This is a genomic window from Arthrobacter sp. J156 (assembly GCF_056172865.1).
In genome coordinates this window covers 2,550,587-2,574,987 of sequence record NZ_CM149650.1, presented here as the reverse complement: position 1 = coordinate 2,574,987, position 24,401 = coordinate 2,550,587, and the positions used below count along the sequence as shown (strand labels likewise).

Genomic DNA, 24,401 nt, shown 5'->3' with positions numbered 1-24,401 from the left:
CAAGGTGTGGCACGCTGGGAGCGGAAGTCCGCCGTCGTACCCCGGGAGCAGCACCATGACCCAGCCCTTGACCGTCGCCAGCCGTGCCCAGGTCCCGCCCTTCCAGGTCATGGACATCCTCCAGCGCGTCGCCGAGCTGCGGGCCGCGGGGCGCGACGTCGTCTCGCTGTGCGCCGGCGAACCCGGCGGCGGCGCGCCCGGCCCGGTCTCCGCGGCCGCCGCCGCCCTGCACGCCTCCGGCACCACGCTCAACTACACCCCGGCGCTCGGCACGGGCGAGCTGCGCGCGGCCATCGCGGGGCACTACCGGCGCTGGTACGGGATCGACGTCCCCGCCCGGAACGTCGCCGTCACGACCGGCTCCTCCGGGGCGTTTATGCTGACGTTCCTCGCCGCCTTCAACCCCGGCGACCGGGTGGCGCTCGCCCGCCCCGGGTACCCCGCCTACCGGAACATCCTGCGCGCCCTCGGCGTCGAGGTCGTCGAGCTCGAGTGCGGCCCCGCGACCCGCTACCAGCCCACCCCGGAACTGCTCGACGCCGCCGCGCGCGAGCACGGTCCGCTCACCGGCCTCATGCTCGCCTCGCCCGCCAACCCCACGGGGACCATGGTCTCCCGCGCCGAGCTCACGGCCCTGGCCGGATGGTGCGCCGACGCCGGCGTGCGCCTGGTCAGCGACGAGATCTACCACGGCATCACCTACCCGCTCCCGGGCGCCGAGGACCCGCGCGGGGTGTGCGCGTGGGAGCTCGGGCGGGAGTCCGTGGTGATTTCCAGCTTCTCGAAGTACTGGGGGATGACGGGGTGGCGGCTCGGCTGGGCGCTCGTGCCCGACGACCTGCTGGCCTCCGTCGACGCGCTCGCCGGGAACGTGGCGCTGTGCCCGCCGGCCCCGGCGCAGGCCGCCGCCGTGCACGCGTTCGGCGAGGCCTCCTACGCGGAGGCGGAGGCGTCCGTCGCCGAGTTCGCCGGCACCCGGGACGCGCTGCTCGCCGCGCTGCCGCGGCTCGGCTGGGGGCCGGCCGCCCCCGCCGACGGCGCGTTCTACCTCTACGCCGAGCTCGGCCAGGCGTTGGCCGGGTTCCCGGACTCGGCCGCGTATTGCGCCGCGCTGCTGGAGGAGGAGGGCGTGGCCCTGGTCCCGGGCGCGGATTTCGACGCCGGGGCCGGGCGGAAGGCGGTCCGGCTCAGCTTCGCCGCGGGTCGGGCGGCGGTTCAGGAGGCGGTGGAGCGGATCGTGCGGTTCCAGGCGGCGCCGCGGTAGGAGGCGGTGGGAATCGGGCCGCGGGGACGGGGCCGAACGCCCGCGGGGCCACGCTGTTCAGGAGCAGCGGCAGCAGCACGCTGCCGGAGGCGGCCACCGCGAAGGCGAGCACGGTAAGCGAGGCCGCGCCGAAAGGGAGCGCGGCCTCCCCGACGGCGAGCCCGGCGCTGAGGGCGAAGGCCAGCTCCTTCGGGTTCGCGACGCTGACGGCGAACCCCAGGAGAGGGGCCTGGCCCGGGGGCATGGTGTCCAGGGATCCCATCCACTGCGGCAGCTCGCCGCCCTTCGCGGGGCGCGCGCCCGGGCGGAGCGGGAGCTTGGAGGCGGCCAGCACCACGAGGCCAGTGCCGAGCAGGATCTTCAGCACCGCTTCCGCCGTCGTCACCGTCCGCGACTCCGGGACGGCGTCGGCGGCGACGGTGAACAGGGCGACCGCGGCGGCGATGCCGGCGATGCGGCCCGCGGCGAACGCTGCCGCCGCGCCGCGGCGCCGCGGCGCCCGGAGAGCAGCAGGACGAGCGCGATCAGCGGCAGGGGACTGAGGCAGAAGGCGATGACGAGGGGGAGCAGTTCCCCGATGACGGGCAGCACGGCCGGCTCCGGCTAGGCCGCGGGACCGGGCGGGAGCAGGTGCTGGTGGGGAACGCGGTCGCGTTCGTAGGTGATCTCCGTGTAGCCGTGGGCGGCCGGGAGCCCGTCGTCGCCGAGGTTGACGAAGACGATCTGCTCGATGGTCAGGATGGACTGCCGCGTGAACATGTTGCGCACCTCGGCGCGCATGGTCAGGGAGGTCCGGCCGAACCGGGTCGCGGTCAGCCCCATCTCGATGAGGTCGCCCTGCTGGGCGGAGGAGACGAAGTTGATCTCCGACATGTACTTGGTGACGGCCCGGCCGTTGCCCAGCTGGACGATCGCGTAGATCGCCGCCTCCTCGTCGATCCAGCGCAGGAGGCTGCCGCCGAAAAGCGTGCCGTTGGCGTTGAGGTCCTCCGGGCGCACCCACTTGCGGGTGTGGAACGTGATGTCGCCGGCCGTGTCCATGACTTGAGGGTATCCCGGTGCGGGCCCCTCCTCCACAGGTGGCCGGCGGCGGCCGCGAATCCACCGGCCGGTGGGCAGCCGCCCCGGCCGCCGGTTCCGCCCGGCATCCTCGTTCCAGCGGGCGTTGGTCCGCGGGAGCAACGAGGAGGAAGCCATGGGACCAGAGGGACTGACGGAGATCGAGGCGGAGCTGCGCGAGCTCTCCGATGAGCTGACGGCGCCGCGGGCCGGCGAATGCCTGATGTGCTACCTGTACCGGATGATGGAGTTCGGCTGCCGCGGGCACGGGTTCACGAGGCGGTACCAGGAGGCCGCCGCCCCGCGGGCCACGGCCCTGCTGCGGCGGCTCGCCCGGATGGGCGCCTGCTGCTGCGAGTGCGAGGTGTTCTGGAACGCCTACCACCTGGATGCCGACTACTTCGAGTTCGACGCCGCGGGGGAACCGGTGATGGAACCGATGCCCGCCTGCCACGGCGTGCGCAAGGGCTCGACCCAGCCGTGCCCCCTCTGGCAGCCGAACCCGCTCTGGAGCGTGCGGCGCCGGAGGTAGCGGATGACATGTGTCATGCGCATCACGTGACCGCACCCCGGTGCGCATCCCGGCGCCGGGCGGGAGACTGGAGGCATGAAAGCACACGACGACGCGCCCTCCGCCATCCGGCTCAGCGGGCTGCGCAAGAGCTTCAAGTCCAGGGAAGGCGAGGTGGCCGCCGTCGCCGGCGTGGACCTCGTCGTCCAGCCCGGGGAGATCGTGGCCTTCCTCGGCCCCAACGGGGCGGGCAAGACCACCACGATCGACATGGTCCTGGGACTCACCGATCCCGACGGCGGCACGGCCGAGGTGCTGGGACTGAGCCCGCGGCAGGCGGTCCGCGCCGGGCGGGTCTCGGCGGTGCTGCAGACCGGCGGCCTGCTCCGCGACCTCACCGTGCGGGAAACGGTCCTGTCGATCGCGTCCCTCCACGGGGCCAAGGGGCGGGTGGAGGAGGTCATGGACCGCACGGACATCGCCCGCATCGCCGGACGGAAGGTCTCCAAGTGCTCCGGCGGCGAACAGCAGCGGCTCAAGTTCGCGCTCGCCCTGCTGCCGGACCCGGACCTCTTGATCCTCGACGAGCCGACGGCGGGCATGGACGTCAACGCGCGCCGCGAGTTCTGGGACACCATGCGCCAGGACGCCGACTCCGGCCGGACCGTGGTCTTCGCGACCCACTACCTGGAGGAGGCCGAGCAGTTCGCCCACCGCACGGTGCTGATCGTCAAGGGGCGCATCGCGGCCGACGGCCCCACGGCCCAGGTCCGCTCCATGGCCGCGGGCCGCACGGTCTCCGCGGCCGTGCCTGGCCTCGAGGACGGAGCGGACGCGGTGCTCGATCGGCTGCGGTCCCAGCCCGGGGTCCGCCGCCTTGAACGCAACGGCTCAAGGGTCTCCGTGGTCACCACCGACTCCGACGCCCTCGCCCTGGCCCTGTTGCGGGACTTCGGGGCGCACGACCTCGAGGTCTCGTCGCCGAGCCTCGAGGCGGCCTTCGTGGACCTGACCGCGGGCCTCGAGAACGAACCGGCACCGAGGAGCCTCCGATGAACGCCACCTATCTCCGCATCGACCTGACCCGCCAGCTGCGGGACACCTCCAACATCATGTTCGTGTTGCTCATGCCGCTCGTGATGTACCTCGTCTTCGGCGTCTCGATCAGCTCGGGAGACCAGCCGATCGGCGACTCCAACGTCGCGTTCTACGTCATGAGCTCCATGGCCGCCTACGGCGCGGCGCTCGCCGCGACGACGGCGACCGGCGGCGCCGCCGTCGAACAGATGCAGGGCTGGGGCCGGCAGGTCGGGCTGACCCCCGTGAGCCCCGCGTCCGTCGTCGTGGGCAAGGTCCTGACCGCCCTGGCGATCACCGCGGCCAGCATCGGGGTCGTGCACCTCGGCGGCCTGGCCACCGGCGCCGTCGCCCCGGGCGGCATGTGGCTCGCGACCTTCCTGCTCACCCTCGCCGGGGCCTCGGTGTTCGCGCTCTTCGGCTTCTCCGTCGCGATGCTCTTCAAGAGCGAGTCCGCGCTCGGCGTCGCGACGGGCGTCCTCGTGCTCATGTCCTTCGTCGGCAACGTGTTCATGCCGCTCAGCGGCGCCATGCTGGACTTCGCGCGCTTCACGCCGATGTACGGGTTCGTGGGGCTCGTCCGCTGGCCGCTCATGGAAGGCCGCCAGGCCGCCGCGGACGTCGAACCGGATTCGCTCGCCCTGCTGCTGGCCAACGTCGTGGCCTGGGCGTTGGTGTTCGGAGCGGCGGCGGTCGTAGGCGTGCAGCGGGGACGGCGGCGGCAATGAGCGCCGACGGACCGCGCCTGAACGCCTGGGAGCGGTACGGCTGGCTCATGCCCGGCGTCTGGCTGGTCTTCCTGGCCTACACGGTCTTCGCCGTGCTCGGCGCCGGGCTGGCACCGGTGCTGACGGCGCTCGGGCTGCTCCTCGTGGTCCTGTTCGGCGCGGTCTACCTCGCGGCGTTCCTCGTCCTGCAGGGCCCGCGCGACTACCGGCTCCGGTTCCGGCACTGGAACTGGGTGGGGCTGGCCGTCCTGTGCGCCATCATCGCCGCGGCGGCCCCGCTCATCGGCTTCGCGGCCCTGTTCATGTCCCCCTACGTCGTCGGCTACGCCTGCTACATCCTGCCGCGGAAGGGCGGTTGGATCGTCGGGCTCGGGGCCACGGCCGGGACGACGGCCCTCCTGGCGCTCGCCGGGATGCTGCCGGAGTACCTGTTCCTGGTGTTCATCATGCTCGGGGTGTTCGTGCTCAACACGGCCGAGGCCGCCCTCCTGGATTCCGAATCCAAGCGGCAGGCCGTCTCCCGGGACCTGGCCGTGGTCTCGGAACGCGAGCGCGTCGCCCGCGACGTCCACGACGGGCTCGGCCACACCCTGACCGTCGTCGCGATGAAGGCCGAGCTCGCCGAGCGGATCATGGACGCGGACCCGGCCCGGGCACGGGCGGAGCTGGGCGAGCTGCACGGACTCATCCGCGACGCGCTCGCCGAGGTCCGGGCCACGGTCGGCGGGCTGCGCGCGAACGACTTGCCGACGCAGGCCAGCGCACTGCGGCTGGCGCTGGAAGGCGCAGGCATCGACGTCGTCATCGAGGGGGACCCGGCCGGGGTCCGGACGGAACTGCAGGCCACGCTCGGGTGGATCCTGCGGGAGGCCGGCACCAACGTCCTGCGGCACGCCCGCGCGCAGCGGTGCCGGCTCGAGTTCTCGCCGCTGCGGATGGCCGTGGAGGACGACGGCGTCGGGCTGGGATCGGCGCCCGCCGGCCACGGGCGCCGGGGCATGGCCGAGCGCGTCGACGAGGCCGGAGCCTCGCTGCGGGTCAGCCCGGGAACCGGGGGCGGAACGCGCGTGGAGGTGGCGTGGTGAGGACGATCCGCGTGCTGCTTGCCGACGACCAGGCGCTCGTCAGGGGAGCGATGGCGGCGCTGCTGAACCTGGAGCGCGACCTCGAGGTCGTCGCGGAGCTGCCCGACGGCACCGGCGTCCTGGACGCGGTGCTCGAGCACGCCGTGGACGTCTGCGTCCTGGACATCCAGATGCCGGGCATGGACGGGATCGAGGCCGCCGCCACCGTGCGCGCCGGCGCCCCGGGCTGCCGCACGCTGATGGTCACGACCTTCGGCCGCACGGGGTACCTGCGCCGCGCGCTGGAGGCAGGGGCGAGCGGCTTCGTCGTCAAGGACACGCCGGCCTCCCAGCTCGCGGAGGCGATCCGGAAGGTCCATGCCGGTCTGCGCGTCGTCGACCCGCAGTTGGCGGCCGAGTCGCTGGCCGAGGGCTCGAACCCGTTGAGCGAACGGGAACGCGAGGTGCTGGCGCTGGCCCGGGACGGCCTGCCGGTCGCCTCGATCGCGGCCCGCGTGCACCTCTCGGCCGGGACCGTGCGCAACCACCTCTCGGCCGCCATCGGCAAGACCGGGGCCGCCAACCGGATCGCGGCGGCGAAGACGGCGGCCGAGCGCGGTTGGCTGTAGGCGCGGCCCCGGCGTCGTCCTACCGACCCAGGTGGTCCACGAGCCGGTCCGCGATCCCGTGGTAGGTGGCCGGGGTGAGGCGCAGGAGGCGGTCGCGGGCGTCGTCGGACAGGCCCAGCCCGGAGACGAACTCCTTCATCCGGGCGGCGTCCACGCGCTGGCCCCGCGTGAGGTCCTTGAGGCGTTCGTACGGGTTCTCCATGCCCTCGACGCCGGCGACGGCCTCGGCGCGCATCACCATCTGGATGGCCTCGCCGAGGACCTCCCAGTTCTGGTCCAGGTCCTCGGCGAGCACGTCCCCGGCGACATCGAGCCGGTCCAGGCCCTTGGCGACGTTGGAGATCGCCAGGAGGGAGTGGCCGAACGCCGTGCCGATGTTGCGCTGCGAGGAGGAGTCCGTGAGGTCGCGCTGCCAGCGGGAGGTCACGAGCGTCGCGGCGAGCGTGTCCAGGAGGCCGTTGGAGATCTCCAGGTTCGCCTCCGCGTTCTCGAAGCGGATCGGGTTGACCTTGTGCGGCATCGTCGAGGAACCGGTGGCGCCGGCCACGGGGATCTGCGCGAAGTAGCCGATCGAGATGTAGCTCCACACGTCCGTGCAGAAGTTGTGCAGGATCCGGTTGAACCGGGCCACGTCCGCGTACAGCTCGGCCTGCCAGTCGTGCGACTCGATCTGCGTGGTCAGCGGGTTCCAGGCCAGGCCCAGGCCCTCGACGAACGTGCGCGAGACCTCCTGCCAGTCGGCCCCGGGGACGGCCGCATAGTGGGCGGCGTAGGTGCCGGTGGCCCCGTTGATCTTGCCCAGGTACTCGGTGCGCGAGATCCGCTCGAGCTGGCGCGTCAGGCGCCACGCGGTGACGGCGAGCTCCTTGCCGAGCGTCGTCGGCGTGGCGGGCTGGCCGTGCGTGCGGGAGAGCATCGGGATCTCGCGCGTCGCCTCGGCCATCGCGCCGATCTGCTCCACGAGCGAGCGAGCGGCCGGCAGCCACACGTCCTCGACCGCTCCCTTGACGCCCACGGCGTAGGAGAGGTTGTTGATGTCCTCGCTCGTGCAGCCGAAGTGCACCAGCGGGGTGAGTTCCTCGATGCCGATCGCGGGCAGGCGGCGGCCGATGTAGTACTCGACGGCCTTGACGTCGTGCACCGTGACGGCCTCGATCTCCGCGAGCTCGGTCACCGACTCGCCGTTGAACCCGGTGACGATCCCGCGCAGCGCATCGACCTGCTCCGCGGTGAGCGGGGAGGTGCCCGGCAGCACGGACATCGAGGTCAGGTGGATGAGCCATTCGACCTCGACGTGCACGCGGTCGCGGTTCAGGGCGGCCTCGGAGAGGTAGTCCACCAGCGGGGCGGTGGCGGCACGGTAGCGGCCGTCGAGGGCGCCGAGGGCCAAGGGTTCGGAAGCAAGGGAATAGCGCGCGGATTCAGCCATGGGCCCCATTCTTCCATGGGCGGGGGCGCCGGACGGAGCCGGTGACGCCCCCTCCACAGCTCCCGTGGGCGGGCCCGGGTGCACAGGTACGACGCCGGAGCCCGGCCGGGCGGCACCGCGTCCCTAGCGTGGGTGGACAGGGAGGGCCCCGGCCGGGGCCGGTGGAGAGGGGGAGTGATGAGCGGAGCGGACGAGGCGTGGCAGGAGCTGCGTCGTCGGGCCCGGTGGGCCGTGGAGCACGTCGGAGGCGCGCGGACACTGCTGCTCGAGTTGGAGTCGATCCGGTGGCAGTCCGCCGCGGGGACGGCGTTCCAGGGGCAGTTGCGCCGCGTGGCCTTCCAGCTGGCCGTCCTGTCGGCCGGCCTGCAGGCGCTGGAATCGGAGGTCGGTGTGGCGGCTAGCCAGGCGGCCGCGGCCCGGGAGGAGCTCCTGGCGGCGCTCCTGCGCGCGTCGATCGGGACGCTGCCGTGAGCACCGCGGGCGGGTACCTGACCCGCGGCGGCATCGGCGGGGCCGACTTCAGCCTCGCCGAGCTCGAACGGGCCGTCGGCACGCTGGCCGCCGCCGCGCTTCGGCTCCAGGCGGCCTCCGACGAGCTCGACGGTTCGTGGCCCGCGTTGGGGCGGATCCTGGCCTCCGACCCGCTCTTCGCGTATCCCGTCGATGCGAGGCTGCGGCGGGCGAGCCTCGCGACCCGGGTTGAACAAGCGGAGCTGACGGCCTTCGCGCTGGCCGTGCGGTCCAGCCGCGAGGTCTACGAGCGCGTCGAGGCCGAGGTCGAGCGCCGGGTCAACGAGCTGCGCGGGCACGTGCCGGTCCTCCTGTTGAACTACGCGGCCGAGTCGCCCGGCCCCTACCCGTCGACGCGCGTCACGGAGGACGTGATCAACCAGTCGCCGGCGCTGCTCGGCATGGCGCTGCCGCTGCTCTTCCCGTCGGCGTTCCCCGTGGCCGCAGGGCTCGGCAGGCTGCGGGACCGCCGGCACGGGGGCGACTTCGACACCACGGTGGCCGAGAGGCTCTATCCGCAGCTGGCGGGAGCCGCGCAGGTGATGGGCTGGGTCCGGATCGGGCCGGTCCAGGTGCGCGGGGCGACTCCGGGGAGGACCGTGCCGTTCGGCGGCGACCTGGAGGCCGTGATGGAGCTCCAGCGACTGGCCGAGATGGACCGGGCCGGCCACGGGGCTCTGGGTGTGGCCACCGTGCCGACGCCGCGGGGGAGGGTGCACGTCGTCTCCCTGCCCGGGACGCAGCCGCAGGCGCCCGGGCAGCTGAACCCGTGGGACACGGGCGGGGTCGTGGAGGCGGCGGGGCTGGGCAGCCAGCACACGGCCGCGGCCGTGCTGGAGGCGCTCGAGCGGGTCGGCGCGGAACCCGGCGAGGCCCTCGTGTTCACGGGATACAGCCAGGGCGGCATCCACGCCGCCAACCTGGCCGCCGATCGGAGGATCAACGGGATCTACGACGTGGAGCACGTCGTCACGGTCGGCTCGCCGGTGGGCAACATCGAGCTCCCCGACGGAGTGCGGGCGTTGCATCTGGAGCACCAGCACGATCTGGTCCCCGGGCTCGACGGCGCCCCGAACCCGGACCGGGCGGGGAGGGTGACCGTGTACTTCGCGGACTACGCCCCGGGCGTCGATCCCGCCTCGACCGACGCGGGCGGCTTCGGGCCGGCCCATAAGCTCGAGAACTACCGGCACCTGGCCGCGGCGCTCCCCACGGCCGGGGCGGCGGGCATCGACGACGCGGCCCCGGACCCGGTGGTGGTGGAGGCCCAGGCGGCGCTCGGCGCGGTCTTCGCCGGGGCGGGTACCGCGACGGTGCGGACGGTGCAGCTCGTCCGGAGCACGCCCCACGCGCTCGACCGGCCCGGCCCTGGCCCCCTCGGGTCGCCGACCCGGCCGGGAAACGAGCGCGAGCGGAGGACCTGGGGAGCCAAGGGGTACCGGCTACCGTGAACGGCCATCGCCGGCCGCCGAGATGGCTTCGATGCGATTCGGCGCCTTCATGGCGGCCATCTCGCGGCGCATGCAGCAAGTCAGCGCCGCGCGGTCAACCGGGGGCCGTCGTCGGGTGGAGAAGGTCGCGGATGATCTCGGTCGTGTCGTTCATTCCGTAGAGCTTGTCGAGGGTGGCCAGAATCTCGGAGACGGCGAGGGCCGGATGGTGGCGTCCCGTCCGTCGGGACATGGCTTGGACCGCAGCCAGGCCCAGATCGGGGCTCATGCTCACGGTTTCGTAGGCGAAGTCCCGTGCGCTGACGATCTGGATCCCGGCCGGCACCATTTCGGGAGGGAAGTCGCGCAGGTTGTCCGTGACGATGCTTCCGGCGCCCGCGACGACCGCTGCGGCCAACACGTGTTCGTCATCGGGGTCCGGAAGGCCATAGCTTCCCTCCAGGCCTTCCCAGTCACGGACGATCGAGTCGTCGAAGACGGTGCGCATTCGGGTAGCCAGGTGGTGGGCCTTGGCTTGGGCGTCCTCAGGGCGGTCTCCGCGTTCGAGACGCTTGATCTCCTCATTGACTTCGACCTCGTTGAGGATCGCCTCGCTGAAGACGAAACGGTACGCTCCCTCGAAGGCCAGGGAAAGGAGGAAGTCCCGTTGCGTGCTGGGCCAAAGCACGCAGCTGTCCAAGAGCGCGGTGAACATTCGTCCCTATCGTGTCACCGTCACGCGGTCCTGCGGCGGCGCGCGGCCTCGCGGCGGGCCTCCTTCATCCTGTTGGCCGTGGTCTGGGGGTCCTCGTCGTCCACGGCGCCCAGAGAGGCAAGGGCCGCGTACTGCTCTTCCTTGCGGGACTCCTGGTAGGCGAGAACGTCCTCGAGCCGGACCCTGCGGTGCGTGCCTGGCTTCTCGAAGGGAATCCGGCCCTCGTCCAGGAGCCTGACGACTGTGGGCCGCGTGACGCCCAGGAGTTCGGCTGCCTGTTGAGTCGTGAGCGTCAGGGAGCTCGGGGTGAGAGTGACGGCGAGCCCCTTGCGCATGGCCTCGACGGCCTTGACGAGAACCTGATAGACCTCGTGGGGGATCTCCACCTGGTCCCCGGTCTCCGAACCGGAGAGGAAAAAGCGCGGTTCCGGCCGGAATCCCGTCTTGGCCGTGTGGGCCTCGATGAAGTCGTAGAGTTCCCCGGTGTCCGGTGCCTCGGGCGCGAAGAACGTTTCCTTACTGGCGGCGCTGGTACGCATGGAGTCCCTCACCCATCACGATCGATGGCCTTTCGTTTCTTTCGTTTCTTCGATCGTAGCCGCGGCGAATGGCCGAGTCCAGTGGGACGGGAAGGCCGGTCGGATACCCAGACATGATCTGCGGTGCGCGTCCATCAGCGGGGCATGCCCCAAAGGGCGCCACGGCAGTCTCCTGCTGGGCGGAGAACCATGCAGAAGGACCGTCAGCTTGAGGCGTTCTGTGAGGCTGGATTGATGGGGCAACGCGGCCTACGGCTTCCGCTTCCGTCGCGCCATCAGGAACGCGGCCAGCACGGCGCATGCCAGATAGGTGGCGGCGACGGCGACCCATCCGCCCTGGAATCCGCCCGTCGCGCCGATGAACGCACCCATGACGAGGGGTCCCAGCGTGAAGCCCGCGAACATGCCGGAGGAGACGATCCCGCTCGCCGAGGCCATCGACGTCGCCGGGACGCTGCGCAGCAGGGCGGCCATGAGGACCACGGAGACACCGAGGGCCGAGGCGCCGTGCAGTGCCACCGCGAGCCACAGGAAGCCGGCCATGCCGATGGCGCCGGCGGCGAAGAAGACGCCCGCCCCGGCCAGCGCCAGGAGCGCCAGGGCCAACAGGAGGACCGGGGCGGCCGTCCCGCGGGACATGACCCGTCCCCAGCCCACGCGCGCCGCCACGCCGATCGCGCCCGCTGCCGCCGCGGCGGCACCGCCGAGGACCAGGCTGAATCCCAGCTCACGGACCGCGAACAGCGGCAGGTACACATTGGTGGCCTGGACGCCCAGGCCGTTGAGGAAGCCGAAGGCGGTCAGCGCGGCGATGATGAAGTGCTGCTCCCGTTACGGTACCGGGCCGCCCGGGGGACGGGTCGGCGTCGTGCCCGTGGCCGGTGCCGGCGTGACGGACGGGCCCGCGCGGCCGGCGTCGAGGGCGAGTGGCGGGACCGCCGCGAGGGCACGGAGCGTCAGGAGCAGGAGGACGCCGGCGAGTACCGCGCCGAGCAGGGAGGCGCCGCGCCAGCCGATCCACACCGCGAGGGCCGGGAACGCCAGGCTCGCCACGAGCTGGCTGGCCTGCACTCCCGACTGCTTGATCCCCGTCCAGCCGATCCGCTGCCCGGCCGGGACGCGTTGGAGCAGGATCCGGTTGGTGACGCCGTTGGGGAAGGACTGCGCGACGCCCGAGAGCCCGGTGGCGGCCAGGAGCAGCCAGTAGCCGCCGGGGACGGCGGCGAGCGCCAGGGCCAGCCCGGCCAGGACGAAGACGGCGGTCATCAGGACGCGGTCGGAATGCCGGTCCGCGAGTCGGCCCAGGGCCGCGTTGCCGACTGCTGCGCACGCGAAGCAGGCCGTCGCCAGCAGGCCGAACTGCGCGGCGCTGATGCCGAGGTCGGCGATGACCAGGTCGCTCGTGGCGCTCAGCCCGTACGTCAGGAGCGGGCCGATGCCCACGGCGCCGAGCAGGACGGCGAGCAGTCCGGGTCCGGCCGTCCGCCGCGCCGGCCTGCGGTCCACGGTGGTCCCGGTCCGCGTCTAGTCGCGGCGGCCGGGCAGGACCCAGCCGATGACCGCGGAGACCACGCTGATGATGATGGAGCCGAGCACGGCGTCCCAGAAGAACGTCTCGACGTGGAAGCCGATCGGCGTGTAGCCGGTGATCCACGACGTCAGCATCAGCATGGCGGCATTGAGGATGATCGCGAACAGGCCCAGGGTCAGGCACGTGATGGGCAGCGAGAGGAAGCCGATGACCGGCCGCACCACCGCGTTCACGAGCCCGAAGACGAGGCCCACGAACAGGTAGGAGAGCACGACGCCGGCCGTTTCGTTGCCCGTCGCCCGCGTGGCGGCCTCCGAGCCGACGGTGATGCCGGGCAGGATCCAGGCCGCGGCGGCGAGGGCCAGGGCGTTGACGATGACGCGGACGACGAAACTCAGCATGCCCCCATCCTCACACAGCACGGACCCTCCGGCGTCAGGCGGGCAGGGGCGCCGCGGCCCGGAGCATCGCCTCGATCTGCTCCTTGCAGCCGCCGCACCCCGTGCCGGCCCGGCAGGAGGAGCCGACCTCCTCGACCGTGGCGCAACCGGCGTCGAGCGCCGCGGCGACCTCGCCGTGGGTCGCCCCGCTGCACCGGCACAGCACGTCCCCGGGACCGGCCGGCCGGGCGGCCGCCGGCGCCCCGGCGTCGTCGAGGCGGAACAGGGTGCTGCGGTCCGCCGGAAGTTCCGTCCCGCGCTCGTAGAGCAGCACGAGCTCGGCGGCCGTGCGCGGCATCCCGATCGCCGTGAAGCCCGTGAGGACCCCGTCGCGCGTCACCATCTTGCAGTACCGCCCCGCGCGCGGATCGGCCCACACCGCCACCCGTTCCGGTCCCTCGTGCCACGGCCCCGGCGTCGGATCCCCGCCCGTGGACAGGTCGATCCCGCGGGCCTTGAGCAACAGCACCGCGGCCGGCTCCGGGGGCAGCGGCGCGAGCCCGTCGTCGGCCGGCTCCGGCCCGCCCGCCGGCGGCGCGGCGTCCAGGGGCCGCGCGGCAAGGTACCCGGCGAGCCAGGCGGCCTGCGTCCACCCCGGCCCGATCAGGCCCGAGGGCCCGCGCCCCTCGACGGCGGCGCAGTCGCCGATCGCGAATACGCGGTCCTCCGTGTCCGCCCGCAGGTTCCGGTCCACGCGGATGCCGCGCTCCACCACGAGCCCGCAGCCCTCGGCGAGCTCGCCACGGGCCCGCACGCCCACGGACAGCACGAGGAGGTCCCCGGCAACCACCGTGCCGTCGTCCAGCTCGAGCCCCTCGAACCCGGCGCCGTGGCGGACGGCCACCGCCTTGGCCCGCAGCACCACCTCGACGCCCGCGGCGCACAGGAGCGAACCCAGGAGCCGCCCGGCGTCGTCGTCCAGCGCGCGGGACAGTGGGTGGCCCCCGTGGTGCACGAGCACCGCCTGCCCGCCCTGTTCCTGCACGGCGAGGGCCGCCTCGACGCCCAGGATCCCGCCGCCGAGGATCACCACGCGCCCGCCGGAACGGACCACCGGGAGCAGGGCCCCGGCGTCGTCCAGGTCCCGCAGCGCCACGACGCCGCCCGGGAGCCGCGGCTCGACGTGCGGCGTGAAGTCCAGCCCGCGCAGCGTCGGCACGACGGGCCGGGCGCCGGTCGCGAACACCAGGCGGTCGTACGCGACGGCCCCGCCGTCCTCCAGCAGCACGAGGCGGCGGGACCGGTCCACGCGGCGCACCGCGGTGCCGAGGCGCACATCGACCCCGGCCGCCGTGAGCTCGCCGGCGTCCGCGAGCGAGATCCGCCCGGCCGTCGCCCGCCCCGTGCCGACCTCCGCGACGAGCACGCGGTTGTACGCGGCGTGCGGCTCGGCGCCGAGCACGGTCAGGCGGAGCGTGCCGGCCTCGACGCGGGGCAGCAGTTCCTCGACGAGCCGTGCCGCGACGGGGCCGAAGCCGATCACCACGACGTGCTCGGCCGCCGTCACGGCGCCACCTCCGCCCCGAGCGGGGTCAGCGTGACGCGGCTGTTCTTGAACGCCGGCATGAAGCTGTGCGGGTCGGTCGCCGTGGTCGTGAGCAGGTTCGCGCTGCCGGTGCCGGGGAAGTGGAACGGCACGAACACCGAATCCGGCCGCAGGTCCGGGCTCAGCACGGCCCGGACCACGATGCGGCCCTGGGCGTTCTCGAGGGCCACGGAGTCGCCGTCGGAGACCCCGCAGGCCGCGGCCGTGGCCGGGTTCAGCTCCGCCCGCGCCTCGGGCTGCGCCGCTGCGAGCCCCGCCACGCGGCGCGTCTGCGTCCCCGACTGGTAGTGCTCGAGCAGACGCCCGGTGAGCAGGGTCAGGACGTGGCCCCGCGCGCCGGTTCCGGACCCGGGAGCACGACGCCGGGGCCCGCGCTGCCCGCCCGCGTCGCCGGCGGGCACGGGGCCGGGTTTCACCGCGACGAGGCGGGCGCGGCCGTCGGGGTGGGCGAAGCGGTCGAGGAAGAGGCGGGGCGTGCCGGCCGGCTCGGCGCCGGCCGGGCAGGGCCAGTAGCGTTCGGCGCCGGCGTCGAGGTCCGCGTAGTCGATCCCCGAGTAGTCGGCCAGCCCGCCGCGCGAGGCCCGGCGCAGCTCGGCGAAGACCTCCCGCGGGTCCACGGGGTAGCGGCCCGGGGCGTCGAGCCGCCGGGCGAGCTCGGCCAGGATCCACAGCTCGGACCGGGCCCCCGCCGGGGGCTCGGCGGCGCGGCGGCGGCGCAGCACGCGCCCCTCGAGGTTGGTCATGGTGCCCTCCTCCTCCGCCCACTGCAGCACGGGCAGCACGACGTCGGCCTCCGCCGCCGTCTCGGAGAGGAAGAAGTCGGCGACGACGAGGAAGTCCAGGGCGCGCAGGCCGTCGACGACGCGGGCGGCGTCGGGAGCGGAGACCGCCACGTTGGCGCCGTGGACGAACAGCATCCTCGCGCCCCCGGGCATCCCGAGGGTGTGCAGGAGCTCCGTCGCCGGGACGCCGGGTCCGGGGATGAGCGACTCGTCCACGCCCCAGGCCTCGGCGACGTGCGCGCGGTGGGCCGGATCGGTGATCTTGCGGTATCCGGGCAGCTGGTCCGATTTCTGCCCGTGCTCGCGCCCGCCCTGGCCGTTGCCCTGCCCCGTGAGCGTGCCGTAGCCGCCCGCCGTCGTACCCGGCAGGCCCAGCAGCAGCGCGAGGTTGATCGCCGCCGTCGTCGTGTCCGTGCCGTTGGCGTGCTGCTCCACGCCGCGCCCGGTGAGGACGTAGACGCGGGGCCCCCCGGCGCGGGCCGCGCGGGCGGCGGCGCCGAGGCGGTGCGCGGCCTCCCGGATGAGCGCGGCCGGGACGCCCGTGACGGACTGGACGCGTTCGGGCCACCACGCCGCGAGCGAGCGGGCCACGGCGTCGCGGCCCTGCGTGCGGGCGTCGAGGTACGCCTCGTCGGCGAATCCGTCGGCGGCGACGACGTGGCTGATGCCGAGCAGTAGCGCGAGGTCCGTGCCGGGGGTCGGCTGCAGGTGCAGGCCGCCGCCCTCGGCCGTGAGCCGCGCCGTGGCCGAGCGGCGCGGATCCACGACGATCAGGCCGCCGGCGTCCCGGGCCCCCTCGAGGTGGCGGACGAACGGCGGCATGGTGTCCGCGACGTTGGAGCCGAGCATCAGGATGGTCCCCGCGCCGCCGAGGTCCGCGAGCGGGAACGGGAGTCCGCGGTCCAGGCCGAACGCGCGGTTCCCGGCGGCCGCCGCGGAGGACATGCAGAAGCGGCCGTTGTAGTCGATCCGCGAGGTGCCCAGCGCCAGGCGGGCGAACTTGCCCAGCTGGTAGGCCTTCTCGTTGGTGAGCCCGCCGGAACCGAACACGGCCACCGCGTCTGCCCCGTGCCGGGCCCGGATCGAGCGGGCGCGGTCCGCGACGAGGTCGAGCACCTCGTCCCAGGGGGCAGGGGCAAGGTCTCCGTCGGCGCCGCGCACGAGCGGGGCGGTGATCCGCTCCGGATGGTCCAGGAGCTCCGCGGCGGAGAAGCCCTTGCGGCACAGCGCTCCGCCGTTGGTCGGGAACTCGCGCCCCTCGATGCCGAGCGCGCCCGCGGGGCCGGCGTCCGGCGTCGTCCTCCCGGCCGCCGGCCCCCCGGGCGTCAGCGTCATCGCGCACTGCAGGGCGCAGTACGGGCAGTGGCTCGCGGTCCCCGCGGCCGGCATGCTCAGACCCCCTGCCGGGCGAACGCGGTGCCGGGGCGCAGGTAGCAGAACCAGGTCACCGCGAGCATCAGCAGGTAGGCGGCGACGAAGCCCGTGAACGCCGCGGCGTAACCGCCCGTCGCGCCCGCCGAGGCGCCGAGGGCCTGCGGGATGAGGAAGCCGCCGTACGCGCCGATCGCCGAGATGAGCCCGAGGGCCGCGGAGGCCTTGCGCTCCGGGGTGATCGTCCCCGGGTCCCCGCCGCCCGGCAGCAGGTCCAGCGAGCGCAGCGAGAACACCGTGGGGATCATGCGGTAGGTCGAGCCGTTGCCGATCCCGCTCGCGGTGAACAGGAGGATGAACAGGCCCAGGAACACCCAGAAGCTCCCCGACGGCAGGGTGAGGATGACGGCCGTGGTGATCGCGGCCATGACCGCGAACGCGGCCACGGTGACGCGGGCTCCGCCGATCCGGTCCGCGAGGCGGCCGCCGAGGGGCCGGGCGAGGGAGCCGACGAGGGGGCCGAGGAATGCGAGCGAGAGCGAGGCGCCGAGGACGGCGAACGTCGAGAACTCGGGGAAGGTGTCCTTGATGAGCTTGGGGAACACCGCGGAGAAGCCGATGAAGGAGCCGAACGTGCCGATGTAGAGCAGGGAGATGATCCACAAGTGCGGTTCGCGCAGCGCCGCGAGCGCGCCGGAGACGTCGCCCTTGGCGTGGGAGAGGTTGTGCATGTGCTTCCGGGCGCCCCACGCGGCCCACAGGATCAGCGGGATCCAGACGAGCCCCGCGAGCGGCAGGTTCAGGGCGCCGGCCGCGAACGCGGTCACGGCGATGGGGACGACGAGCTGTGCGACGGCGGCGCCCAGGTTGCCGCCCGCGGCGTTCAGTCCCAGCGCCCAGCCCTTTTCCCGGGCCGGGTAGAAGTAGGTGATGTTGGCCATCGAGCTGGCGAAGTTGCCGCCGCCGAAGCCCGCGGTGCCGGCCAGGAGCAGCAGGACCCAGAAGGGCGTGGCCGGGTTGGAGACGGCGAGGGCGAGCCCGCCCGCGGGGATGAGCAGCAGCAGCGCCGAGACGATCGTCCAGTTCCGCCCGCCGACCTTGGCCACCATGAAGGTGTACGGGACGCGCAGGGTGGCGCCGACGAGGCTCGGCATGGAGATGAGCCAGAACAGCTGGCCCGTGGTGAGGTCGAACCCGGCGGCCGGAAGGTAGATGGCCACGATCGACCACAGCTGCCAGACGACGAACCCGAGGAACTCGCAGAAGATGGACCACTTCAGGTTCACGCGGGCCGTGGCCCGGCCGACGCCCTCCCAGAAGTGGGGGTTCTCGGCGTCCCAGTTGTCCACCCAGCGGCCGGGGCGCACCGCGAGGGCGGGCGCGGTGCCGGTGCGCAGTTCGTTGACGGTGCTCATGGTGCCTCCTGGGGCCCGGTGGTGCGTGGTGTTGCCTCCACGATCCCAAGCGCAGGTTTCGGGGCGTGTTTCCGTGTGTTGCGGTTTGCGAAACCGTCGCTCACCGGGCGCCGGGGTCCGCGTGAGGTCCGGGGCGCGCGGTGGCGGGCTCCGGCTACGCTTGAGGCATGACCCACGAGAACACCGTGCTGCCCAACGAGGTGCAGCCACGCCCCGTCCTTGACAGGCTCCCGAAGTACGCTGCCGGAAAACCTCCGGCCGCCGTCGAGGGCCTCACCCCGTTCAAGCTCTCCTCCAACGAGAACCCGCTGCCGCCGGTCCCCGGCGTGCTCGCGGCCATCGAGCGCGGAGTCGACTACAACCGCTACCCCGATCCGCTGGCGACGAAGCTGCGGAACGCGTTGGCGGGCTTCCTCTCCGTCCCCGCGGAGGACATCGTCACCGGCGCCGGGAGCCTCGGCGCGCTGAACCAGATCCTGCAGACCTTCGCGGGCCAGAACGACGACGGCGTGCCGGACGAGGTCGTCTACGCCTGGCGCTCGTTCGAGGCCTACCCGATCTGCGTCGGCACCGCCGGGGCCCGCTCGGTCCAGGTCCCCGTGCTCGCGGACGGCCGGCACGACCTCGACGCAATGGCGGCCGCCGTGAACGACCGCACCTCCGTGGTGCTGCTGTGCACGCCGAACAACCCGACGGGTCCGGCGCTCACGACGGCCGAGGTGGAGGGCTTCCTCGCGAAGGTCCCCGCCAACGTCCTGGTGGTCATCGACGAGGCCTACACCGAGTTCGTTCGCCTCGACGACGCCGTCGACGGGATCGAGATGTACCGGAAGCACCCGAACGTCGTTGTGCTGCGGACCTTCTCCAAGGCCCACGGACTGGCGAACCTGCGCGTGGGCTACTCCGTGTCCCAGCCGCACATCACCCAGTACCTGCGCGTCATGGCGACGCCGTTCGCCGTGTCCTCCCTCGCCGAAGAGGCGGCCTCCGCCTCGGTTGAGAACATCGAGCAGGTTGTGGAAAGGGTACAAACCCTCGTCGACGAGCGGGACCGCGTGGTGGAGGGCCTGCGGGCGCTCGGCTGGGAGGTCCCCGACGCGCAGGGCAACTTCGTCTGGCTCGGCCTCGGCGCCGATACCCCGGAGTTCTCCCGGCTCGCGGGGGAGCAGGCGCTCTCGGTGCGGGCCTTCGGCGAGGAGGGCGTCCGCGTGAGCATCGGCGAGGCCGAGGGCAATACGCGCTTTCTCGAGCTTTGTAGCAAGTATCCAAAAGCGCCACGCCTTTCCTAGCCGGTAACAGAACGCGGCCGGGCGCCGCGTCGCCGTTAGGGTTGGAGGAGCACTTCCGTTATATGCCTCCCGCGGAATGCATTCCGCAGGAGGCATATTTCTGGGCGGGGGAGCCGAACGGCACGGGCGAACGAAGGGTTGGGCGCATGGCAGGCAACGCACGGGGAGCGGCCGTGGACAGGGTGGACGGCTCGTCCGCGCGCGCGCAGGACGGCCGCTCGGACGCGGGCGAAGGCGTGGGCGTGGATATCGACGCCGACCTGGTCCAGCTGCTCGCGCCGGACGGCACGCTCGGCGCGGACCCGGTCTACTCGGCCTATGTCGGGGACGTCGACGCGGCGATGCTGCGCGGCTTCTACCGCGACATGGCGCTGACCCGCCGCTTCGACGCCGAGGCCACGGCGCTGCAGCGCCAGGGCCAGCTCGCCCTCTGGGTCCCGCTGCGCGGCCAGGAGGCCGCCCAGATCGGATCGGGCCGCGCGACCCGGCCGAACGACTACATCTTCCCGACCTACCGCGAGCACGGCGTGGCCCTGACCCGCGACGTCGACTTCCCGCAGATGCTGCGGATCTTCCGCGGCATCTCCAACGGCGGCTGGGACCCGCGGGAGAACAACTTCCACATGTACACGATGGTGCTCGCGGCCCAGCTGCCGCACGCCACCGGCTACGCGATGGGCGTGACGCGGGACCAGGCCGGCTGGGACCGCGCCCGGCTCGAGGAGGACGGCACCGCCGTCGTCGCCTACTTCGGCGACGGGTCCTCCTCGGAGGGCGACGCCCACGAGTCCATGGTCTTCGCCGCGAGCTTCAACGCCCCGGTGGTCTTCTTCTGCCAGAACAACCAGTGGGCCATCTCGGTGCCCTTCAGCGTCCAGTCCAAGGTCCCGCTCGCCCGTCGGGCCGCGGGCTACGGCATCCCGGGCGTGCGCGTCGACGGCAACGACGTCCTCGCGGTCCTGGCCGTGACCCGCTGGGCGCTCGAGCGCGCCCGCCGCGGGGAGGGCCCCGTGCTCATCGAGGCGCAGACCTACCGCATGAGCGCCCACACCACGGCGGACGACCCGACGAAGTACCGGCTCAGCACGGACGAGGAGCCGTGGGCGGCCAAGGACCCCCTGACCCGGCTCGAGCGCCACCTGCGCGCCTCCGGCCAGGCCGACGACGCGTTCTTCGAGGAGACGGCCGCGGCGGGCGACGAGATGGCGGCCCGCGTGCGCCGCGAGGCGCTGGCCTTCCCGGCCCCCTCGCTCGAGGACGCGTTCGGCAACGTCTACGCCCAGGCCCACCCCCTCATCCAGGAGGAGCTGGCCTGGCACCGCGAGTACGAGTCCGGATTCGCCGACGCGGGGGAGGACGCCCGATGACCACCATGACCATCGCCAAGGCCCTCACCGCGGGGCTGCGCCGCGTCCTTGCGGAGAACCCGAAGTCGCTGCTGATGGGCGAGGACATCGGCCGGCTCGGCGGCGTCTACCGGATCACCGAGGGGCTCATCGACGAGTTCGGCACTGACCGCGTCGTCGACTCCCCGCTCGCCGAGTCCGGGATCGTCGGCACGAGCATCGGCCTGGCCCTGCGCGGCTACACGCCGATCGCGGAGATCCAGTTCGACGGCTTCGTCTTCCCCGCCTTCAACCAGATCACGACCCAGCTGGCCAAGATGCATGCCCGCTCCGAGGGCCGGCTCACCGTACCCGTGGTCATCCGGATCCCGTACGGCGGCGGCATCGGCTCGATCGAGCACCACTCGGAGTCCCCGGAGGCGCTCTTCGCCCACACGGCCGGCCTGCGCATCATCACGCCCTCGACCGCGAACGACGCCTACTGGATGATCCAGCAGGCCGCGGCGTGCCCGGACCCGGTGATCGTGTTCGAGCCCAAGCGCCGCTACTGGCTCAAGGGCGAGGTGGACACGGAGAATCCGGCGCCGGACCCGTTCACCGCCCAAGTGGTCCGCGAGGGCACCGACGCCACGATCGTCGCCTACGGCCCGCTGGTCCCCGTGGCGCTCGCGGCCGCCGAGGCCGCCGTGGAGGACGGGCGCAGCATCGAGGTCGTCGACCTGCGCTCGATCAGCCCGATCGACTTCGACACCGTCACCGCCTCGGTGCTCAAGACCGGCCGGCTGATCGTCACCCACGAGGCCCCGACGTTCGGCGGCATCGGCGGCGAGATCGCGGCCCGCGTCTCCGAGCGCGCGTTCCTCTCCCTCGAGGCCCCGGTCATCCGGGTCGGCGGATTCCACATGCCCTACCCCGTCGCGAAGGTGGAGGAGCAGTACCTGCCGGACATCGACAAGCTGCTCGAAGCCCTCGACCGTTCCTTCGCCTACTAGCCGAGCCCGCCCAGGAGGCACCGTGAGCACCTTCAATCTTCCCGACGTCGGCGAGGGCCTGACCGAGGCGGACATCGTCTCCTGGAAGGTCCGGCCCGGCGACGCCGTCGAGGTCAACCAGGTCTTCGTCGAGATCGAGACCGCCAAGTCGCTCGTCGAGCTCCCGAGCCCCTTCGCGGGGACCGTCACCGAGCTGCACGCCTCCGAGGGGCAGACCCTCGAGGTCGGCGCGCCCCTGTTCTCCGTCCAGGAGGCGGGCACGACGCCGGACGCGCCCTCCCAGCCGGACGCCGGCTCCCAGCCTGGCGCCGGGGCGACGGAGGCCCCGGCCGAGGCGGTTCCCGAAGCGGGTCCCGAGGACGTTCCCGGAGTGCTCGGCGAATCCGGGCTGCCCGGCCCGCTCGTGGGGTCCGGGCCCAAGGCCGATCCGGTCCGCCGCCGCGCGCGCACGAGCCGGCCGGCGCCGTCGTCCGCCGTCGCCGCCCCGGCTTCCACTCCGGCCCCCACCCCCGCCGCCGCAGCGGCCCCCGCGAGCCGGGCCCCGGCGTCGTCCCCTCCGGCTTCCCCCTCCCGCCCGCAGCTGCCGCGGCCCGACGTCGGCGCGTTCATCGGCCGCGTCCTCGCGAAGCCGCCCGTGCGCAAGATCGCCAAGGAACTCGGCATCGACCTCTCCAAGGTCCCCGGGACCGGCGGCCGGGGCGAGGTCACGCGGGAGGACCTGCGCTCCTACCAGGCCCAGCGCGAGGCCGAGCAGGCCGCCGCGCCCACGTTCTGGACGCCCGGGCCGGGGCTCGACGGGCGGATCGAGCGGATTCCCGTCAAGGGCGTGCGCAAGGCGACCGCGAAGGCCATGGTGGAGTCCGCCTTCAGCGCCCCGCACGTGAGCATCTTCGTGGACGTCGACGCGTCGCGGACCATGGAGTTCGTGCAGCGGCTGAAGAAGTCCCGTGACTTCGAGGGCATTCGGGTCTCCCCGCTGCTGATCCTCGCCAAGGCCGTCATCTGGGCCGCGGCCCGCAACCCCAGCGTCAACGCGAGCTGGGTCGACCTCCCGGACGGCACCGCGGAGATCCAGGTCAAGCACTTCATGAACCTCGGCATCGCGGCCGCCACCCCGCGCGGCCTGCTCGTGCCCAACATCAAGGATGCGCAGGACCTGAGCCTCAAGGAGCTGGCCGTGGCGCTCAACGGGCTCGCCACGACAGCCCGCGCGGGCAAGACCCAGCCCGCGGACATGCAGCACGGGACGCTGTCCATCACCAACATCGGGGCGCTCGGGATCGACATCGGCACGCCCATCATCAACCCGGGCGAGGTCGCGATCGTCGCGTTCGGCACCATCCGGCAGAAGCCCTGGGTGGTCTCCGGCGAGGTCATCCCGCGCTGGATCACCACGCTCGGCGGATCGTTCGACCACCGCGTCGTGGACGGGGACCTCTCGGCCCGGTTCATGGCGGACGTCGCCGCGATCATGGAGGAACCGGCGCTCCTGCTGGATTAGCCGCGGCCCTCCGGCGGTGTCGGGGAAAGCGCTGGAATACGTGCGGCGATCCTGCATCTTCCCCGACACCGCGGAGGGGCGTCGGGGGATCGGGGGCACGACGCCGACTGGAGGGGACGTCTCGTGAGCTGACGCCCCAAACGTCACCGATTCGCCGCCGCACCGTTCTCGAGGCGGCGCATCGGCCGGTGCTACGGTGCCGCCATGAGCGAGAACCCAGCACCATCCGGCCGCAGCCGGAAAGCCCTCGTCGCCGTCCTCGCGGTGGCCCTCGTGGCCGCCCTGGTGTGGGTGGTGGTCCTGCTGATGCAGCAGGCTTCCGGTCCCGGGGCCGGCGCCCCCGGCACCTCGTCCCCCGCCGCGAGCCCGACGGACACGCAGGCGCCGGGAACCACCTCGCCGCCGCCCACGACCATGCCGGCCCCCACGAGCGCGCCGACGACCCCGGGGCTCCCCGCGGAGGAGGCCGCCCAGGTGGTGTGGCCCGATCCGGCCGGTACCCTGCGCTACGACACCCCCGAGGACGCGGCCGCGGGCTTCGCGGAGGACTTCGCCGGCTTCACGGACCCGCTCTACGGCGAGTTCCAGCAAGGCGACTCGCGCTCGGGCGAGCTGGAGGTCACGGCCGTTGCCGACGGCGCCGTCACCACCGTGCTGCTGCGCGAGCTCTCCGACGGGAACTGGTACGCAATCGGCGCCACGAGCAGCGAGATCCAGGTCGAGGTCCCGGAACCGGGTGCGCAGATCAACGCCCCGGTGGCCGTGTCCGGGCAGTCCCGCGCCTTCGAGGCCGTCGTCGAGGTCGCCGTCCGCGCCCACGGATCCTCCGAACCTCTCGGGACCGGGATCGTGATGGGCGGCGCGGGCCCCGAGCTCGGGCCGTTCAGCGGGAGCATCGACTGGGACAACCCCGAGTCGGGGGCCGGTGCCCTGCTGTTCTTCCAGAGCAGCGCGAAGGACGGCACGGTATGGGTCGCGGCGGCCGTCCCGGTGGGCTTCGCCCCGCAGCCGTAGGCCGCCGTGTCGGCGCCGACGTGTTCCAACGCTGATCTCATCGACCAGGCCTCGAAACGGATGTGCTGGATTCATCACGCCTGACGTGGTCGCGGCAATGCTCGACGGGAACCGATGCGGGAACGCATCATCCTGGCGTAGCCTCGGCAGAAGAAGAGTTGTGGCGCATTCTCCAGCTGGGCGCTGACGGGCGGGCTATCGGCCGTGGTCGGGCTGCAG

The 24,401-nt window shown here is 73.0% G+C and carries 24 protein-coding genes; 13 read left to right on the top strand and 11 right to left on the bottom strand.

What is annotated here, in order from left to right:
* The first annotated feature begins 55 nt into the window (after positions 1-55).
* Positions 56-1,264, top strand: a complete 1,209-nt coding sequence (locus AC0QR5_RS11800) for an aminotransferase class I/II-fold pyridoxal phosphate-dependent enzyme (RefSeq protein WP_329861227.1) — start codon at positions 56-58, stop codon at positions 1,262-1,264.
* Here the strand turns inward: AC0QR5_RS11800 and AC0QR5_RS11795 are convergent.
* Together AC0QR5_RS11795 and AC0QR5_RS11790 are read right to left on the bottom strand one after the other, a co-directional pair.
* A complete protein-coding gene (locus AC0QR5_RS11795) occupies positions 1,188-1,709 on the bottom strand; it encodes a GAP family protein (protein WP_475372527.1) in 522 nt (173 codons plus the stop codon). The genes AC0QR5_RS11800 and AC0QR5_RS11795 overlap by 77 nt on opposite strands.
* 158 nt (positions 1,710-1,867) lie before the next feature.
* The gene (locus tag AC0QR5_RS11790) at positions 1,868-2,305 is read right to left on the bottom strand and encodes an acyl-CoA thioesterase (RefSeq protein ID WP_329861226.1); all 438 of its coding nucleotides are present in this window, start codon (positions 2,303-2,305) and stop codon (positions 1,868-1,870) included.
* A 154-nt stretch (positions 2,306-2,459) separates the two neighbouring features.
* On the opposite strand from AC0QR5_RS11790, the gene AC0QR5_RS11785 reads away from it, so the two are divergent.
* The 5 genes from AC0QR5_RS11785 (at position 2,460) to AC0QR5_RS11765 (ending at position 6,332) form a co-directional block, all read left to right on the top strand.
* The gene (locus AC0QR5_RS11785) at positions 2,460-2,855 is read left to right on the top strand and encodes a DUF2695 domain-containing protein (RefSeq protein ID WP_329861224.1); all 396 of its coding nucleotides are present in this window, start codon (positions 2,460-2,462) and stop codon (positions 2,853-2,855) included.
* 75 nt (positions 2,856-2,930) lie between these two features.
* Positions 2,931-3,890: an ABC transporter ATP-binding protein gene (locus AC0QR5_RS11780; RefSeq protein WP_329861222.1), complete on the top strand. Its 960-nt coding sequence runs from the start codon at positions 2,931-2,933 to the stop codon at positions 3,888-3,890.
* Positions 3,887-4,639: an ABC transporter permease gene (locus tag AC0QR5_RS11775; protein WP_329861220.1), complete on the top strand. Its 753-nt coding sequence runs from the start codon at positions 3,887-3,889 to the stop codon at positions 4,637-4,639. The genes AC0QR5_RS11780 and AC0QR5_RS11775 overlap by 4 nt, the downstream gene beginning before the upstream one ends.
* Positions 4,636-5,724, top strand: coding sequence for a sensor histidine kinase (locus tag AC0QR5_RS11770; protein ID WP_329861219.1), 1,089 nt, complete (start codon positions 4,636-4,638; stop codon positions 5,722-5,724). Before AC0QR5_RS11775 ends, AC0QR5_RS11770 begins: the two co-directional genes overlap by 4 nt.
* Entirely contained in the window at positions 5,718-6,332 is a 615-nt protein-coding gene (locus AC0QR5_RS11765) for a response regulator transcription factor (RefSeq protein ID WP_329861217.1), read from the top strand. Before AC0QR5_RS11770 ends, AC0QR5_RS11765 begins: the two co-directional genes overlap by 7 nt.
* Positions 6,333-6,351: 19 nt before the next feature.
* Here AC0QR5_RS11765 and purB read toward each other — a convergent pair whose 3' ends face one another.
* Positions 6,352-7,761, bottom strand: coding sequence for an adenylosuccinate lyase (gene purB / locus AC0QR5_RS11760; RefSeq protein WP_329861215.1), 1,410 nt, complete (start codon positions 7,759-7,761; stop codon positions 6,352-6,354).
* A 177-nt stretch (positions 7,762-7,938) separates the two neighbouring features.
* Between purB and AC0QR5_RS11755 the strand changes: the two genes are divergently transcribed.
* Together AC0QR5_RS11755 and AC0QR5_RS11750 are read left to right on the top strand one after the other, a co-directional pair.
* Entirely contained in the window at positions 7,939-8,232 is a 294-nt protein-coding gene (locus tag AC0QR5_RS11755) for a hypothetical protein (protein WP_329861213.1), read from the top strand.
* Complete coding sequence (locus tag AC0QR5_RS11750) at positions 8,229-9,722, top strand: lipase family protein (RefSeq protein WP_329861212.1); 1,494 nt, start codon at positions 8,229-8,231, stop codon at positions 9,720-9,722. The genes AC0QR5_RS11755 and AC0QR5_RS11750 overlap by 4 nt, the downstream gene beginning before the upstream one ends.
* 94 nt (positions 9,723-9,816) lie before the next feature.
* Here AC0QR5_RS11750 and AC0QR5_RS11745 read toward each other — a convergent pair whose 3' ends face one another.
* The 8 genes from AC0QR5_RS11745 to AC0QR5_RS11710 form a co-directional block, all read right to left on the bottom strand.
* Positions 9,817-10,389 (bottom strand): PIN domain-containing protein, encoded by a 573-nt coding sequence (locus AC0QR5_RS11745; RefSeq protein WP_430970702.1) that lies wholly within the window; start codon positions 10,387-10,389, stop codon positions 9,817-9,819.
* 47 nt (positions 10,390-10,436) lie between these two features.
* A complete protein-coding gene (locus tag AC0QR5_RS11740; protein ID WP_329861209.1) occupies positions 10,437-10,955 on the bottom strand; it encodes a helix-turn-helix domain-containing protein in 519 nt (172 codons plus the stop codon).
* Positions 10,956-11,204: 249 nt separating this feature from the next.
* A complete protein-coding gene (locus tag AC0QR5_RS11735; protein ID WP_475372471.1) occupies positions 11,205-11,711 on the bottom strand; it encodes an MFS transporter in 507 nt (168 codons plus the stop codon).
* Between the two features lie 75 nt (positions 11,712-11,786).
* The gene (locus AC0QR5_RS11730) at positions 11,787-12,461 is read right to left on the bottom strand and encodes an MFS transporter (protein WP_329861208.1); all 675 of its coding nucleotides are present in this window, start codon (positions 12,459-12,461) and stop codon (positions 11,787-11,789) included.
* A gap of 18 nt (positions 12,462-12,479) precedes the next feature.
* A complete protein-coding gene (locus AC0QR5_RS11725; protein ID WP_329861206.1) occupies positions 12,480-12,887 on the bottom strand; it encodes a phage holin family protein in 408 nt (135 codons plus the stop codon).
* A 34-nt stretch (positions 12,888-12,921) separates the two neighbouring features.
* Positions 12,922-14,433: an FAD-dependent oxidoreductase gene (locus AC0QR5_RS11720; RefSeq protein WP_329861205.1), complete on the bottom strand. Its 1,512-nt coding sequence runs from the start codon at positions 14,431-14,433 to the stop codon at positions 12,922-12,924.
* Positions 14,430-16,643, bottom strand: a complete 2,214-nt coding sequence (locus tag AC0QR5_RS11715; RefSeq protein WP_329861204.1) for a molybdopterin oxidoreductase family protein — start codon at positions 16,641-16,643, stop codon at positions 14,430-14,432. Before AC0QR5_RS11715 ends, AC0QR5_RS11720 begins: the two co-directional genes overlap by 4 nt.
* A gap of 2 nt (positions 16,644-16,645) precedes the next feature.
* Complete coding sequence (locus AC0QR5_RS11710; protein ID WP_329861202.1) at positions 16,646-18,040, bottom strand: MFS transporter; 1,395 nt, start codon at positions 18,038-18,040, stop codon at positions 16,646-16,648.
* 167 nt (positions 18,041-18,207) lie between these two features.
* On the opposite strand from AC0QR5_RS11710, the gene AC0QR5_RS11705 reads away from it, so the two are divergent.
* From AC0QR5_RS11705 to AC0QR5_RS11685, 5 genes are all read left to right on the top strand, one after another.
* A complete protein-coding gene (locus AC0QR5_RS11705; RefSeq protein WP_329861201.1) occupies positions 18,208-19,329 on the top strand; it encodes a histidinol-phosphate transaminase in 1,122 nt (373 codons plus the stop codon).
* A 146-nt stretch (positions 19,330-19,475) separates the two neighbouring features.
* Positions 19,476-20,696: a pyruvate dehydrogenase (acetyl-transferring) E1 component subunit alpha gene (gene pdhA / locus AC0QR5_RS11700; RefSeq protein ID WP_329861199.1), complete on the top strand. Its 1,221-nt coding sequence runs from the start codon at positions 19,476-19,478 to the stop codon at positions 20,694-20,696.
* On the top strand, positions 20,693-21,667 hold the full coding sequence (locus AC0QR5_RS11695) for an alpha-ketoacid dehydrogenase subunit beta (protein ID WP_329861197.1): 975 nt from the start codon (positions 20,693-20,695) through the stop codon (positions 21,665-21,667). Before pdhA ends, AC0QR5_RS11695 begins: the two co-directional genes overlap by 4 nt.
* Before the next feature lie 22 nt (positions 21,668-21,689).
* Positions 21,690-23,168 (top strand): dihydrolipoamide acetyltransferase family protein, encoded by a 1,479-nt coding sequence (locus AC0QR5_RS11690; protein WP_329861196.1) that lies wholly within the window; start codon positions 21,690-21,692, stop codon positions 23,166-23,168.
* A gap of 204 nt (positions 23,169-23,372) precedes the next feature.
* Positions 23,373-24,182, top strand: coding sequence for a Gmad2 immunoglobulin-like domain-containing protein (locus AC0QR5_RS11685; protein ID WP_329861194.1), 810 nt, complete (start codon positions 23,373-23,375; stop codon positions 24,180-24,182).
* Positions 24,183-24,401 lie beyond the last annotated feature (219 nt).